The sequence below is a fragment of the Paraglaciecola arctica genome, assembly GCF_018861065.1.
GTDB lineage: Bacteria > Pseudomonadota > Gammaproteobacteria > Enterobacterales > Alteromonadaceae > Paraglaciecola > Paraglaciecola arctica_B.
Window position 1 is genome coordinate 81,137 of record NZ_JAHKQO010000049.1, and the last position, 14,507, is coordinate 95,643.

Annotated in this window: 13 protein-coding genes; 11 read left to right on the plus strand and 2 right to left on the minus strand. The window is 40.4% G+C overall.

Going from position 1 to position 14,507, the window contains the following annotated elements:
* Positions 1-304: 304 nt before the first annotated feature.
* The 7 genes from KO534_RS21775 (at position 305) to KO534_RS21805 (ending at position 8,889) form a co-directional block, all read left to right on the plus strand.
* The gene (locus tag KO534_RS21775; protein WP_215933310.1) at positions 305-1,816 is read left to right on the plus strand and encodes a tryptophan halogenase family protein; all 1,512 of its coding nucleotides are present in this window, start codon (positions 305-307) and stop codon (positions 1,814-1,816) included.
* Positions 1,816-3,252 (plus strand): tryptophan 7-halogenase, encoded by a 1,437-nt coding sequence (locus tag KO534_RS21780; protein ID WP_215933312.1) that lies wholly within the window; start codon positions 1,816-1,818, stop codon positions 3,250-3,252. The genes KO534_RS21775 and KO534_RS21780 overlap by 1 nt, the downstream gene beginning before the upstream one ends.
* Positions 3,245-4,756, plus strand: a complete 1,512-nt coding sequence (locus KO534_RS21785) for a tryptophan halogenase family protein (protein ID WP_215933314.1) — start codon at positions 3,245-3,247, stop codon at positions 4,754-4,756. The genes KO534_RS21780 and KO534_RS21785 overlap by 8 nt, the downstream gene beginning before the upstream one ends.
* Positions 4,753-6,258: a tryptophan halogenase family protein gene (locus KO534_RS21790; RefSeq protein WP_289849294.1), complete on the plus strand. Its 1,506-nt coding sequence runs from the start codon at positions 4,753-4,755 to the stop codon at positions 6,256-6,258. Before KO534_RS21785 ends, KO534_RS21790 begins: the two co-directional genes overlap by 4 nt.
* 138 nt (positions 6,259-6,396) lie before the next feature.
* Entirely contained in the window at positions 6,397-6,858 is a 462-nt protein-coding gene (locus KO534_RS21795; RefSeq protein ID WP_215933316.1) for a DUF962 domain-containing protein, read from the plus strand.
* A gap of 119 nt (positions 6,859-6,977) precedes the next feature.
* Complete coding sequence (locus tag KO534_RS21800) at positions 6,978-8,081, plus strand: sensor histidine kinase (protein ID WP_215933318.1); 1,104 nt, start codon at positions 6,978-6,980, stop codon at positions 8,079-8,081.
* The gene (locus KO534_RS21805) at positions 8,059-8,889 is read left to right on the plus strand and encodes a LytR/AlgR family response regulator transcription factor (protein WP_215933320.1); all 831 of its coding nucleotides are present in this window, start codon (positions 8,059-8,061) and stop codon (positions 8,887-8,889) included. The genes KO534_RS21800 and KO534_RS21805 overlap by 23 nt, the downstream gene beginning before the upstream one ends.
* Positions 8,890-8,905: 16 nt before the next feature.
* Here the strand turns inward: KO534_RS21805 and KO534_RS21810 are convergent, their stop codons facing one another.
* The gene (locus KO534_RS21810) at positions 8,906-9,898 is read right to left on the minus strand and encodes a 6-phosphofructokinase (RefSeq protein ID WP_215933322.1); all 993 of its coding nucleotides are present in this window, start codon (positions 9,896-9,898) and stop codon (positions 8,906-8,908) included.
* Between the two features lie 425 nt (positions 9,899-10,323).
* Here KO534_RS21810 and KO534_RS21815 point away from each other — a divergent pair, with 425 nt between their 5' ends.
* Genes KO534_RS21815 through KO534_RS21830 form a run of 4 tightly spaced genes read left to right on the plus strand, consistent with a single transcriptional unit; the run spans position 10,324 to position 13,200 of the window.
* Entirely contained in the window at positions 10,324-11,499 is a 1,176-nt protein-coding gene (locus KO534_RS21815) for an FAD-dependent monooxygenase (protein WP_215933324.1), read from the plus strand.
* 34 nt (positions 11,500-11,533) lie between these two features.
* Entirely contained in the window at positions 11,534-11,710 is a 177-nt protein-coding gene (locus tag KO534_RS21820; RefSeq protein ID WP_215933326.1) for a hypothetical protein, read from the plus strand.
* 53 nt (positions 11,711-11,763) lie between these two features.
* Positions 11,764-12,777: a ribosome biogenesis GTPase YlqF gene (ylqF, locus tag KO534_RS21825; protein ID WP_215933329.1), complete on the plus strand. Its 1,014-nt coding sequence runs from the start codon at positions 11,764-11,766 to the stop codon at positions 12,775-12,777.
* A 24-nt stretch (positions 12,778-12,801) separates the two neighbouring features.
* On the plus strand, positions 12,802-13,200 hold the full coding sequence (locus KO534_RS21830) for a YkgJ family cysteine cluster protein (RefSeq protein WP_215933331.1): 399 nt from the start codon (positions 12,802-12,804) through the stop codon (positions 13,198-13,200).
* A 420-nt stretch (positions 13,201-13,620) separates the two neighbouring features.
* Here the strand turns inward: KO534_RS21830 and KO534_RS21835 are convergent, their stop codons facing one another.
* Positions 13,621-14,382 carry a penicillin-binding transpeptidase domain-containing protein gene (locus tag KO534_RS21835; RefSeq protein ID WP_215933333.1) on the minus strand — a complete coding sequence of 254 codons (762 nt, stop codon included), beginning with the start codon at positions 14,380-14,382 and terminating at the stop codon, positions 13,621-13,623.
* Positions 14,383-14,507 lie beyond the last annotated feature (125 nt).

Here is a 14,507-nt window from a genome sequence, read left to right on the forward strand (position 1 = left end):
TTTACGACAAAATGGTCCTAAGCAGCGACGAGACGGACTGAGCTGTCAACCCTCTCAAATATAGCCTTTTTATTTTTCTAACAAACAAAGCTTAACAACCTTGTAACAAAAAAGAAAACGTTTTCATAAAAAACTACATAAATTTACAAAAATGTAAGGAGACGTGGTAGATTTTAAGGCTTATGGTAGGATTTACATATTTTTATGTAAACGTTAACAATCTAACGTTCTTTACTAAAAAGTATGTTACAAAATAAAAGTGACTTAATAAAAGCTCTGTAAATGAGTAAGGAACATTAATTGTATGCGGGTATGCATTCTTGGTGGTGGAACTGCGGGTTGGATGACGGCATCAGCACTTTCAAAAAAACTAAAAAATGTAATTAAATCAATTGTTTTGGTTGAATCTGAAGCTATAGGTACAGTAGGGGTCGGCGAAGCCACGTTACCACATATCAGGTTGTTTAATGAAGCTTTAGGAATTGATGAAAGTGCCTTTATGAAGCAAACCGAAGCGACCTTTAAATTAGGCATTGAATTTTGTGATTGGGGTCGGCTAGGCGACAAATACATTCATCCTTTTGGTGATTTTGGGCAGAGCATAAACGATGTTGATTTTTATCAGCATCTACTCAAATTAAATCAACATGGCGATTATGGTGTTTTAGATGATTATTCTTTTGGCATAACTGCTGCTAAAAATGCCAAGTTTCAGCTTCCTAAATCAGGTAAAACTCCACTGCAACAAGCTTTTGGTTATGCCTATCAATTTGATGCCGGACTTTATGCAAAATATTTGCGACATTTTTCAGAATCTCATGGTGTGAGTAGAATTGAAGGCAAGGTAGTAGATACACAAATCAACAGCAAAACAGGGGATGTGACTTCAATAACATTAGATGACGGTCAACAAATTGATGCCGATCTGTTCGTTGATTGTTCTGGGTTTCGCGGTGTGTTGATTGAACAAGTCTTAAAATCTGGTTACCAAGACTGGTCAAACTGGTTGCCCTGCAATCGAGCGGTAGCTGTGCCCTGTGAACGCCAACAGAAATTGTCTCCTTATACGCGAGCGACTGCGAGGCAAGCAGGATGGCAATGGCGAATACCTTTGCAACATAGAACCGGTAATGGCCATGTATATTGGAACGAATTTATTTCAGACGATGAAGCAGTTGCTGTACTTCTCAACAATCTTGATGGTCCTGCGTTAAGTGATCCCAAACAGCTTTTCTTTAAAACAGGGCGGCGCAATCATTTCTGGAAAAATAACGTGGTGGCTATAGGGCTTTCTGCTGGTTTCCTCGAGCCCCTAGAATCAACATCTATTCACTTAATTCAAGAGGGCATTACAAACTTGCTTGAGCTTTTTCCACATGAAACTGTTAGTTCACTCGATGTTTCTGAATACAACGTACGTATGTCACTGCAATTTGAACGTGTAAGAGACTTTTTATTGTTGCACTATGTCGCAACTAAGCGTGATGACAGTGAAATGTGGCGTTATTTTAGAAATATGACCTTGCCTGAAAGTTTGCAGCAAAAAATTGAAATGTGGTTACATAGAGGTTATATCCAGCGCTATGAATTTGGTGCGTTTTTACCACCAAGTTGGGTCGCGGTGATGATGGGGCAAAATCTGTTACCTAAAAACTATGATCCTAGAGTTGATAATAGTAATTTTGAACAAGTCAAACAAGGCTCACAAGCTATGCGCGAGGATATTGCTGGCGCGGTACAGTATGCTAAAACTCATGCTGACTTCTTAAGTAGTTTTGGCGCCGCATCTAACACCGAATTCCGACGAGCTAAATAATGTCGCAACCAGATAACACTCAATTCTTAGTTTTTGGTAATTCACTGGCCGCTAGTATGACAGTATTAGCATTAAGCAAAACCCTTCCAAAGAATATCTCAGTTAAATGGGTAAAGCCCGCGGCTAGTAGTACAAGTGACATGCTCTATGGTGGCATTAGTTCACCAGAGGCTTATCAGTTTAATCTCAAATATGGCGTGACCGAGCCGCAACTAATTCTAGAAACAGATAGCACTTTTTCGTTCGGGACCCATTTTAATGAGTGGGGAAATCATAATCGCACTTGGATGCAATGCTTTCACTTGCCTTTTGCTGCAACAGCTGGAGTTGAGTTACATCACTTTATGACTAGGCATGGCACCTCTCTTGGTGATTTTTTAATTAGTGCCCAAGCAGCTATGAAAGGGACCTTTGCGCACCCACCCACAGACAATTTGCAATCACCACTTTCTCGGGCCGAATATGGATATCACTTTGACCCTGTGCAGTGGTCGGCTGTTTTCTATAAACAAACAGATAAAACCAGAATCGAGATTATTCATGGCGATATTACAAGGGTGAAACAAAGCCAGAACCAAGGCGAAAATCAAAACCAAATCGATTACGTCGAACTCGACGATGGCACTAAACAGCAGGCTGACTTATATATTGACTGTAGTGGCACAGACAGTAAACTGCTCGCCTCTCTAGCAGAGGACTTTGTGAAACAACGCGCTGTGAATATATCTACCGATACTCATGCTGTGGGACAAACTGGGCCAGCATATCGCCTAATCTCTGGCGGTGAGTCTGGGTGGCAGTCGGTGACTCCACTGCGAGATAACAATCAAATTCTATCATTGTTCGAATCATCAACAGATCGTGAGAACGAGAACTGTCAGACTTTTGAACTTGGACGTCGTAGACAAGCCTGGAAAGGAAATTGTTTAGGCATAGGACATTCAGTCTATGCCTTAGAGCCTATTACTCCAGCCGCGTATATTTTGCTGAAGAAAGATATTGAGCGGTTTTTGGAGTTAATTCCTGTAAAACCTGAAACACACATAGAAAGTCAGGAATACAATCGCAGAGCGCAAGATGACATCATTCATGCAGAACTGTTTCATCGAGCAATGTATGCAGGACAAGGTGAACTTGGTGATGTGGATTGCGAAAAGCTTGATAGAAAGCTCTCTCAATACTTACACCGTGGCATTGTGGCAGCTTATGACTTTGAGCCTTTTAACCAACAAGATTGGGCCATATTGCATGCAGGCCTTGGAAGAGTACCCAAGCGTTATGACAGAATGGCTGAACAAGTCGATTTCCAGCAAACTCAAAAAAATTTAGACAGAATGCGTGCGGGGATCGCACACTTGGCGGCAAGTATGCCAGCACATCACGTGTACTTAGAGAAACTTACTACCTATTTAAGGAATAGCGACAAGCATGGCTAACTCCAATATAAAAACCATTGCAATTATTGGAGGGGGTACGGCAGGTTGGATGACAGCTGCCGCGCTTTCCAAAATGCTGCTTCCTGAAAACGTGTCAGTTAAACTAGTCGAATCTGAACAGATTGGAACAATCGGAGTAGGAGAAGCTACTATTCCTGATATTGCCAACTTTAATCGAATGCTGGGAATCAACGAGCAAGAGTTTCTTGTTGCGACTAAAGGTACCTTTAAGTTAGGCATAGAGTTTCGTGATTGGGGCAAGTTAGGCGATAAATATTTCCATCCATTTGGAGGGCACGGTGTTGATATGAATGGCATCGACTTCCATCAGTACTGGTTGCACAGTAAACAACAGGGCAATACTGCCAAGCTTGAAGATTACAGTATTTGTTCAGTTGCAGCGAAACAGGCAAAGTTTATTTTACCTGACAATAATCCTAAATCGGTGCTTTCTCATCTTCGTTACGCCTATCATTTTGATGCGTCAGCATATGCCGTTTTTTTGCGAAATTACGCCGAGCAGCGAGGCATAGTGCGAATCGAAGGTAAGATTGAAAATGTAGAAACACATAAAGAATCTGGCAATATCCAAAGTGTTATTTTGCAGGATGGACGCAAAGTTGCCGCTGATTTTTTTATTGATTGCAGTGGTTTTAAGGCGTTATTACTAGAAAAGACTCTAGGCGTAAAGTTTAACGATTGGAGCCATTGGCTTCCTTGCAATCGTGCTCAAGCAGTGGCAAGTGAGCGCATTGAACCGCTTCCACCTTATACTCTATCAACTGCAAAAACAGCTGGTTGGCAGTGGCGAATTCCCACTCAACATCGCACGGGTAATGGGCATATTTACTGTAGTGATTTTATTTCAGACGAACAAGCGAATCAGGTTTTACTTGATGGCTTAGATGCTAAACCCCTTGGTGATGCGCGAACTATCCACTTTCAAACTGGTTGTAGAGAAAAGTTTTGGGTGAAAAATTGCGTGGCAATTGGGTTATCAGGGGGATTTTTAGAACCCTTAGAGTCAACCTCTATTTTTCTTATTCAGCAAGGGATCGCTAGGTTTATTTCACTTTATCCCGATGGTAATTTGTCAGAAGTGGTGCAGCGAGAATACAATCGTTTGATGACTAGAGAGTTTATGCAAATTAGAGATTTTATCATTTTGCATTATCACGCCACAACAAGAGAAGATACACCTTTTTGGAACTATTGCCGAACTATGCCTATCCCTGATTGCTTGCAACATAAAATTGAGTTGTTTCGGGCCGCGGGCAGAGTATTTCGCGATGATCAAGAGCTATTTTCTAAACCTAGTTGGATAGCTGTTTTATTAGGGCAAAATATTGAGCCAGAAGTTAAAGAGCCTATTTTAACTGGCATTCCTGTAAGTGATATTCAACGCAGTTTAGATTCGATGAACAATGCAATGGTACATGCGGTCAGCCGCCTGCCTTCCCACGCAGAATTCATTCACAAATACGCAAATGGAGTAAATTCTTGAACCACAATAATATTAAAAATGTCGTTATTGTTGGCGGTGGTACCGCTGGATGGATGGCTGCTGCCGCCTTGTCAAAATCGATCGGTACTAAAAATATAAATATTCAACTGATTGAATCACAAGAAATAGGCACCGTAGGGGTGGGGGAAGCAACCATTCCTCATATTAAATATTTTAATCGATTAGCTGGCTTAGATGAAAATGAGTTTTTACGTCAAACTAATGCAACCTTCAAATTGGGCATTGAGTTTGTCAATTGGGGAAAATTAGGTGATAGCTATGTTCACCCATTTGGCCCCTATGGTATTGATATGCAAGGGGTACATTTCCACCATACCTGGCTGCGACAGAAACATAAAGGTACAGCAAAACCAATCGCAGAGTTTAGTTTGCCAGGGCTTGCCGCCAAAGCCGGTAAATTCCAACATCCGAGACCAGATTTAAAAGCTTCGCCCTTTAGTAGCATGGATTACGCCTACCATTTTGATGCGGCTTTATACGCTAAGTATATGCGTGAGGTAGCAGAGAAACGCGGTGTAAAACGTACCGAAGGTAAAATTGTTAGAGTCAAACAAAATGACGAAAATGGCCATATTGAAAGCCTTGAACTTGAAAATGGCAATGTGGTTGCAGGCGATCTTTTTATTGATTGCTCTGGTTTTAAGGGATTATTAATAGAAGAAACCCTGAAAACAGGTTACCAGGATTGGAGCCACTATTTGCCTTGTGACAGAGCTGTTGCGAGATTAACTGAACGGTTAGACGATTTACCTCCGTATACACGGGCTACGGCAAAAGAAGCAGGTTGGCAATGGCGCATTCCGTTGCAATCGCGAACCGGCAATGGTTATGTTTATTGCAGCCAATATATCAGTGATGATGAAGCCCTAGCTAGTCTAAACAAAGACCTTGAGACTCCAGCCATTGCAGAGCCACGATTTTTACGTTTTAAAACTGGCGTTCGCAACAAAACATGGAACAAAAACGTGGTATCAATAGGCCTAGCAGCGGGATTTTTAGAGCCTTTAGAGTCTACTTCAATTCATCTTATTCAAAGTGCGATTGCAAGGTTAATGACGAATTGGCCTGACAAAATGTTTAATCAACACGATATCGATTATTTTAATCGCAAAACTCATACCGAGTATGAACAAGTGCGCGACTTTTTGATCTTGCATTACTGCGCCACCGAGCGAAACGATAGCCCGTTTTGGAACTACTGCCGCACTATGGCGCTGCCCCAAAGCCTTGAAGAACGAATTGCAATATATAAAGAAAATGCTCGACTGTATCGCGAAGATTTGGAATTATTTAGTTCTGTCAGTTGGTTTGCGGTATTTAACGGGCAAAATATTGAGCCTAGCAGATACCATCCCCTTGCAGATATCCTAGAAGATGATTTGATGGAAAGGCGCATGGCCGAATTACATCGTGCTACACAAAGGTGTGTTGAGGTGATGCCGTCTCACGAACAGTACCTCAAGGATCTTTGTAAGTCATAAACAGATTAATCCGTTGTGGTTTTATCATGTTGGCTGCGAGTAGGTAGACAATATTTGTGGCTAGAGCAACTAGGTTTTAATTGATGCCAGCAAATGAAGTTGTTAAATTAGGGTTAATATAACGTTACCGAGGTTTACATGCGTCAAATTGAGTTTTTGTTAAATGAATATGGCGAGAGTCATAAAAATAAAACCAACATTATGATCCACGCGATAGCTGTTCCTGCAATATACTTTGTTACTTTAGCGCTGGTTTGGTCTATCCCTACGCCTGAATTTTTAGATTATTTTGGTGTCACTTGGGTGCATGTTTTGGTGATCCCGACTTTGTATTATTACTTCCGTTTGTCAGGGCCTATAGGTGCGGCCATGACACTTTTATCAATCTTGTCTTATTTCGGTATTCAGTTATTGGTTTCGATGGACATATCGGTTTGGAAGTTTAGTCTTGCATTGTTTGTCGTGATGTGGATTTTGCAATTTGTTGGTCACAACATAGAAGGCAAAAAGCCCAGTTTTCTAAAAGATTTACAATTTCTGCTGGTGGGGCCCGCATGGTGGTGGGTACATTGGTTAAAACGTTTAAATATCAACTATTAAACTTATTTTTCTTATCTAGAAATAGTTGCGATAAAACACCACTAATCTAAGACCAAGGGAAGAGTTTCCTTGGTCTTTTTTTTGTATACTAGGAATCTAGCCATTATTCAGGAAATCATGTGCCTAAGTGGGAAAATTTAGTCGATAGCCGAGAACGGTTGTTTTGGACGCTACATACTGCGGGTTGGTGCGGGTTCGCTATTGTGTATTACATTGGTTCGTTTCTGCAAGATATGCGGAGTATTTGGCTGTTTGTCATCATACTTAACGCATATGCAGGTTGGTTACTGACAATCCCTCTTAGGTATGTGTATCGCAAAGCGCTCACTTTATCTCCACTTAAAATGATTATTCTAATTGGCGCAAGTTTATATTTTACAGCGTTAATCTGGACATTAGTCAAAAATGTCAATAATTGGGAAATTTACAAAAAGGGCTATCGGCCAGATGAATGGTATTGGTACTTCAAAGACACTATCAATTCTCTAATTATGATCGGATGTTGGACCGGTGGATATTTTGGTGTCAAAAACTATCAGATGTTACTAAGAGAAAAGCAAAATGTGCTTAAAGCCTCGTCAATGGCGCATCAAGCTCACATTAAAATGCTCAGGTACCAACTCAATCCGCATTTCTTGTTCAATACCCTCAATGCGATCTCAACACTTATTTTGATGAAAGAGAACAAAACAGCCGAAGCGATGGTAAGTCGTTTGAGTGACTTTTTACGTTACTCTTTGGATAAAGATCCCATTAGGCGAGTACCTCTTATCCAAGAAATTAAAGCACTTGAGTTGTATTTAGAAATTGAAAAGGTACGCTTTGAAGATCGACTGACAGTGGTGTGGGACATAGAAGAAAAGACTAAAAGCGCCTTAGTGCCAAGTTTAATATTGCAACCTATTATCGAAAACTCTATTAAGTTTGCTATCTCTAAATTAGAAGAAGGTGGGCGCATCAGTATTTCAGCCAAAACCTTTGGTCGTGACCTGATGCTAAACGTCAGTGACAATGGGCCCGGTGCAGAAATCAAAAACGGTCATTTGCCTACTAGTAAAAGTGGCGGAGTGGGCTTACACAATATCCAGGATCGATTACAAGCCCTGTACGTTAATAATTATTCGTTCGTTATTTCCCATAATTATCCTACGGGCGTCAAAGTCAATATCCGCATTCCATACGAAATAAGTGAGAGCTCAAATGAGTCAAAAATTGAGAATTAGCACCGTTATAGTTGACGATGAACCCTTAGCCCGTAAGGGGTTGTCTTTGCGTTTGGCTGAATTTGAGAATATCGAAATAGTTGGCGAGTGCAAAAATGGATTAGAAGCCGTCACACTTATTCCACAACTACGCCCTGACCTTGTGTTTTTAGACATTCAGATGCCAGGATTAAATGGATTTCAAGTCATCAACAAACTGCAAGAACTCAAGCAACCTATGCCTTTGATTGTGTTTGTTACCGCCTTTGACTCCTATGCCATTAAAGCCTTTGATGTTCACGCCTTAGATTACGTTTTGAAACCAGTAGACGAAAGCCGTCTTAAAGATGCGGTGGATAAAGTGTTAATGACCTTAGAGCGAGAACAGCAGGACGGCAATAATCAAAAGCTTGCCACCTTACTTGCTGATTTTACAGGTGACGATTGCGAAGATATTCTCCGCAAACTCGCCAGTGGAGAAAGTATTAGCACTAATATTTATCCTGATGTTTTGGCGATAAAAGACGGTTCAGAGGTCACCCGAGTCGCGATAAATGACATTCAGTGGATAGATGCGGCAGGTGATTATATGTGTGTTCACGCCACTGAAAAAACGCATATTATGCGCCGTACCATGAAAGAACTAGAAAACGATCTGGATCCTAAGAAATTTGTGAGAGCGCACCGCTCTGCAATAGTGAACATTAAGTTTGTACAAAAAATGGTGAGTCATATTAGTGGTGAATATCACCTGATATTAAATAATGGTACTGAACTTAAAGTCAGTCGCAGTCACCGAGACCGCGTAAAGGAAATGATCAAATTATAGCCTAGCTTAAAATGGCTCAAGACTTGGTACAAAACAACTGTTGTTGAAGTTTTAATAAATATTCATTTAGTGGTTTCTTTTGTAGCCAACTTTTTTCAATGGGGTGAGCGACTAATTTGCTGTCGAGTTCACCTACCATAATGTTGTTTTGTCCAGCTAAGGCTTGTTCAACCGCAAAGGCCCCTAACTTTGTTGCTAGAATTCGATCTTGGCTAACCGGTGAACCTCCTCTTTGTACATGTCCTAAAATGACAGGGCGACATTCTATTTGCGTTTTATCTGTGATCATTTTTGCCAAGGTTATTACACCTCCTGGTAACAAGTTTTCACTGGTAACCACGATAAAACTCGAAATTCCTCGTTGATTATATACTGCGTGTAAATGTTCAATAATGTTGTCGACTTCAAGGTCAATGTCATGACAATCTTCAGGCACTAACACTCTATCCGCTGCGGAAGCTACAGCCGCATTTAGCGCAATAAAACCAGCATGCCTTCCCATTACTTCAACTAGAAATATTCGCTCAAATGCATCAGCTGTATCGCGTACTTTATCAATAGAATCAAGGGCGGTTTCTATCGCGGTATAATAACCAATAGTGGCATCTGTGCAGCTAATGTCATTATCAATTGTTCCAGGTAATCCAATTACTTGGCCGTTATAATATTTACATAAATGGTGAGCGCCGCGAAAAGAACCGTTACCGCCAATTACTAGTAATGCATCGACATTTAATTCATTGAGGTTTTTAGCTGCCGCTCTACCAGCTGCTTCAGTGTGAAAATCATCACAACGGCCACTTTTTAGAATCGTTCCCCCACGCTGTATAATATTGGTGACATTGGTTGCTGCCAGTAGCTTGTATTCTTGGTCAATTAGGCCGTTATAACCATGTTTATAACCTATTACTTCAAGCTCATAATGCTCGGCTGTGAGCACTATTGACCTTATACAAGCATTCATACCTGGCGCGTCACCACCTGATGTCAAAACAGCGATTTTTTTCATGGCGTTCTTCTCAATGGAGTGTGTATCAACAGTTGTATCCTAGGGTAGAATGCAAAGTCACGGTAAACAAGATTTTTAGTAGATAAATTAATCAGTTACTCTAAAAGTAGCGTAATGACTATTATACGTGCTCACTTATCTTTAGCGTATATTAGATAGAGGTCGTAAGGCAGAGCTTCGACTTTTATAAATAACACCAAGATCAATTTAGTTTTTTGGGGGGGCCGTGGCGTTTACACTATTTCATTGCTCGCTATTTAGGCGGTGGTGAGATGATATGCGCCCCTTTCGCTTAAACAAAAGTTGCATTAATAACGATTAGTAAAGTATCGAAGGTGCAATGGTTAAGGTGATTATGTGAGTATTAGCATAAACTAGTCGGGGTTTTTGATATCATTGCCGGGTGTAAAAAAAGGATAGTCAAAGTGTTTGATTTTTGTGTGGTTGGGGGAGGAATGGTTGGGTCAGCAATGGCTCTTGGATTAGCGAATATGGGTTTTAAAATCGCCATGATAGAGCCTAATATTCCTGCTCCATTCGAACCTGAACAGCCACCTGATATGCGCGTTTCTGCTATCAGTTTAACCTCTGAAAAATTGCTGCGAGAGATAGGTGCTTGGGACGACATTAAGAGCATGCGTTTATGCCCGTATAAACGCCTGTCAGTATGGGATAAACCCTCGTGTCGTACTGATTTTAATTGTGTCGATATTGGTCAGCCACACCTTGGCAATATAATAGAAAACCGTCTTGTACAATTAGGCTTGCATACAGTTATCGCTGCGACTGAAGTGGATTGCTACAAAAATCTAAAAGTAACAAGTATAACCACAAACGAATGTGCAAGTGTCACCCTAGAAGATGGACAGATCATTCAAGCGAAAGTCTTGATTGGAGCAGATGGAGGTCATTCTGCGGTGAGAAAAGCGGCTAACATTGGCACGCAAGGATGGGAATACTCGCAACAGGCTCTTGGTATTCAAATTAAAACTAAGGATGGGCAACAGGATATTACCTGGCAACAGTTCACACCAGATGGACCAATGGCGTTTTTACCGTTATATGATGGTTTCGGCTCCTTAGTTTGGTATCACAAGGCTACAGATATACAGTATTTAAAAAGCCTTTCTAAAGCAAAACTGAAGCAACATGTGTTGCAACATTTTCCGGCTGAATTGGTTGATTTTGAGGTGGTTGATGTGGCCAGTTTTCCTTTGACACGTATGCACGCTAATCAATATTTTAAAGGCAATACCGTATTAATAGGTGATGCAGCCCATACTATCAATCCGTTGGCTGGACAGGGAGTTAATTTGGGGTTTAAAGATGTTGCTGCTTTACTAAGTGTCATTCGAGAAGAGTTAGCTATTTATGAGCGCTCAGCAGTATTAGAAGCAAGCCGTTACGGCCAGTGGTTTACTCAATATGAAGCCGCTCGTAGAAAAGATAATTTAATCATGATGAGTGCTATGGATTTGTTATATTCCACCTTTAGTAATAATCATATGCCACTCAAATTGTTGCGTAATCTAGGTTTAAAATTAGCAAACCATGCCGGCCCAATAAAAAACACGGCAATGAAATATGCGATGGGTTTATGACCCCAAACGCCAGTAGAAAAAGAGTAACCTCAATATGACTGTATTAACTATTTTGGCAGTGTTATTTATTGCTTTGGTTGTAATTGTTCCATTAATTGAACGTTCTAACTTTAGAATGTCCAGTGAACAAATGGGCAAGTTAGGTCGCTGGATTTTGCCTTTGTTGGTTATAATGGCAATTATTCAATTGATTATGTACTACGTTAATTAAAATCCTGTAGATAGGGTTTTCTCAGTTTTTAAATAGATTAATAGGCAGGATAAATGGCAGTTCATTGGTACCCAGGGCATATGCATAAGGCTCAAAAAGAGATTAAAGACGTTTTACCCCAAGTAGACGTGTTAATTGAAGTCTTAGATGCGCGTATTCCGTATTCTAGCGAAAATCCAATGATTGCTCAGTTACGGGGAAATAAGCCCTGTATCAAGGTGCTGAGTAAAACGGACTTAGCGGATCCCGAGGTTACTGCTGCTTGGCAAGAGTTTTTGGAGCGAGAAAGATCAGTCAAAACGTTTGCCGCTACAACGCAAGAGCCCGCCAAGATGAAACAGATCTTGGATTTATGTAGAAAAATGTTGCCCGAGAAAGATGCCAGCGTAAAAACTATTCATACCATGATAGTAGGCATACCTAACGTGGGTAAGTCGACCTTAATCAATATTTTGGCGGACAGGGTGATTGCAAAAACAGGCAATGAGGCTGCAGTGACTAAAACTCAACAACGAATCAATTTAGGTAATGGCATCACACTGTTTGATACGCCGGGCATATTGTGGCCAAAATTAGAAAATCCCAATAGCGGCTATCGGTTAGCCGCAACCGGCGCAATAAAAGACACGGCAATGGAGTATGACGATGTAGGTTTTTTTGCTGCCGATTACTTAATTAAAGCTTATCCTGAATTATTAAAAGCGCGTTTTGATTTAGACAATATACCCAATACAGAAATTGAGTTTCTAGAGCTTGCTGCGGCCCGGCGCGGCGCCTTAATGACCGGCGGGCGAGTTAATCTACACAAAATTTGTGAAGTGTTAATTAACGAATTACGTTCAGGAAAAATAGGTCGGATTAGTCTTGAAACTCCCTCTATGATAGAACAAGAAGTCATTGAAATGGCGGAAGTGGCAGCGAAAAAGGCAGCGGACAAAGTTGATCGCAAAGCACGTTTTAAAACAGGCTCCTTAACCCCAGATAAAAAAGACCGTAAAGAGAAACGTCAAAACGACAGAGCAGAGCAATCTGCACGTATGAAGAAACAATCGGGTCGTCGCAAATAATAATGTTCAATCTGATAGTGTCTGATGCAAAATTGTAATTCCTGTGGCAAGTGCTGCATCAAATACAGTAATGGCGATTTGTCAGCTTCAGATCAGGATATCGATATGTGGCAGCTATTTAAGCCTGATATTGCCGCTTATGTTAAAAATGGTTTGATTTGGTTTTCACCGCAAAGTGGCAAACTTTTATCTTTGTGCCCGTTTTTACGAGAAAGTAAACATGCTGGAGAACCGAATAAAACTTTTTATACCTGCGATATTTACTACGACCGTCCAGAAGACTGCCGATTTTACCCAGTCACAGTCAAACAGATGATTAACGATGAATGTGAAATGTTGCAAGAAGGGGATTTAGCCAACCCTCAACAGGCACAAAAAGACTTAGATACACTGCTTAAAGAGAGTCGTCCTAGTTATGATTAACAGCAGTGCGATCGCCAACGGCAATCGCCGGCCAAATTATCCAGCAGCTTTGTCATAAACCTGAACTCGGGATAAGCCATACCGTCCAGCACCGCTATTATTGCGAGCAATCTTGCTTTGATAAACACAATAATATCAGCACTGAATGCATTAAATTGGCGGCTAAATAACTAATAAGATTATAACCTATTGTTTTTATTATATTTACTTTAGAGGAAGCGGCACGTTTTAACCCGAGCTCAGGTCAATAAGGAAAAGAGTAGTGAGAGTTTGTTTTTGTATTTTAAAAGGGCAACAGACAATTGGGATATTCAGTATAAGGTTGAGCTACAACTCTATACTTGACGTTGCTTTACGCAATTGCGGCTAGTTAGGAGCGCAGCGGAATACCAGTCTTACAATACGCGCTTGTTATGCCAATTATTGTTGAACAATTCTGAGAGCCTTAAATGTATCCATTGTAAGCTTCTTTCTCAAAGGCAAATCTGAGCTTTGATTTATCTCGATATGGTTTGCAAAAAACCATGTTTGTTCGTTAACAATAAGATAACCCACATACCATCCGTCCTTACCAGACCAACCTGTTTTTGACCAGATTTTCATTTGGCTGTTGCTTTGTGACAACATAATATTCTTCAGTGTTTTAATATGTTGTTTCTGAATTGGTAGATTCTCTTCATACAACTTACGCAAAAAGCTAATTTGGTCTTTTACAGAAACTCTAAGATCACCATCAAGCCAAAATCGGGTGATCTCACTACCCGTTAATTGGTTTCCGTAATCAAAATCTCTAAGGTATTTGTGATATTTTACATGACCTATCTTTTTCGCATAACGTTGATAACACCATACACATGAGTTTTGAAAAGCACTTTTAAGAGTTTGATCTTTGTTCCATCGAGCATATTCGCGCTCTACACCATCCCAAGCAATGATTTCAGAAGCATCTTTAATCAATCCCTCCTCTAATATGATTAAAGTATTGGGGATTTTAAATGTTGAAGCAGGAACAAAGCTTGCTGGGTCGTCAACGTTATGCTGATACTTTATCTTGCCATCAGCAGATTCAATGAGAATTGCCCCATGAATATTGTTATCCCTATAAAGGCTTGCTATCTCTTTATCCGCAGCGTAAATATTGGCAGAGAAAGTCCATATAATAAGTAGTCCTAAATATTTCATCTTCATCTCGATTTTAATCAATAGCACCTGTTGTTTTTGTGAAAGCCATAAGGTGCTTGCCAGGTACTTTTACCATAGCTCTTTGATTAATGATAATTTGCCATTAGTAAATAAGATACAACAAT

What these genes read in the sequence shown, in the direction of transcription:
- KO534_RS21810 (WP_215933322.1), bottom strand. Translation starts at nt 9,898, where the DNA reads ATGAAAAAAATCGCTGTTTTGACATCAGGTGGTGACGCGCCAGGTATG.
- KO534_RS21805 (WP_215933320.1), top strand. Translation starts at nt 8,059, where the DNA reads ATGAGTCAAAAATTGAGAATTAGCACCGTTATAGTTGACGATGAACCC.
- KO534_RS21775 (WP_215933310.1), top strand. Translation starts at nt 305, where the DNA reads ATGCGGGTATGCATTCTTGGTGGTGGAACTGCGGGTTGGATGACGGCA.
- KO534_RS21795 (WP_215933316.1), top strand. Translation starts at nt 6,397, where the DNA reads ATGCGTCAAATTGAGTTTTTGTTAAATGAATATGGCGAGAGTCATAAA.
- ylqF (WP_215933329.1), top strand. Translation starts at nt 11,764, where the DNA reads ATGGCAGTTCATTGGTACCCAGGGCATATGCATAAGGCTCAAAAAGAG.
- KO534_RS21780 (WP_215933312.1), top strand. Translation starts at nt 1,816, where the DNA reads ATGTCGCAACCAGATAACACTCAATTCTTAGTTTTTGGTAATTCACTG.
- KO534_RS21785 (WP_215933314.1), top strand. Translation starts at nt 3,245, where the DNA reads ATGGCTAACTCCAATATAAAAACCATTGCAATTATTGGAGGGGGTACG.
- KO534_RS21835 (WP_215933333.1), bottom strand. Translation starts at nt 14,382, where the DNA reads ATGAAATATTTAGGACTACTTATTATATGGACTTTCTCTGCCAATATT.
- KO534_RS21830 (WP_215933331.1), top strand. Translation starts at nt 12,802, where the DNA reads ATGCAAAATTGTAATTCCTGTGGCAAGTGCTGCATCAAATACAGTAAT.
- KO534_RS21820 (WP_215933326.1), top strand. Translation starts at nt 11,534, where the DNA reads ATGACTGTATTAACTATTTTGGCAGTGTTATTTATTGCTTTGGTTGTA.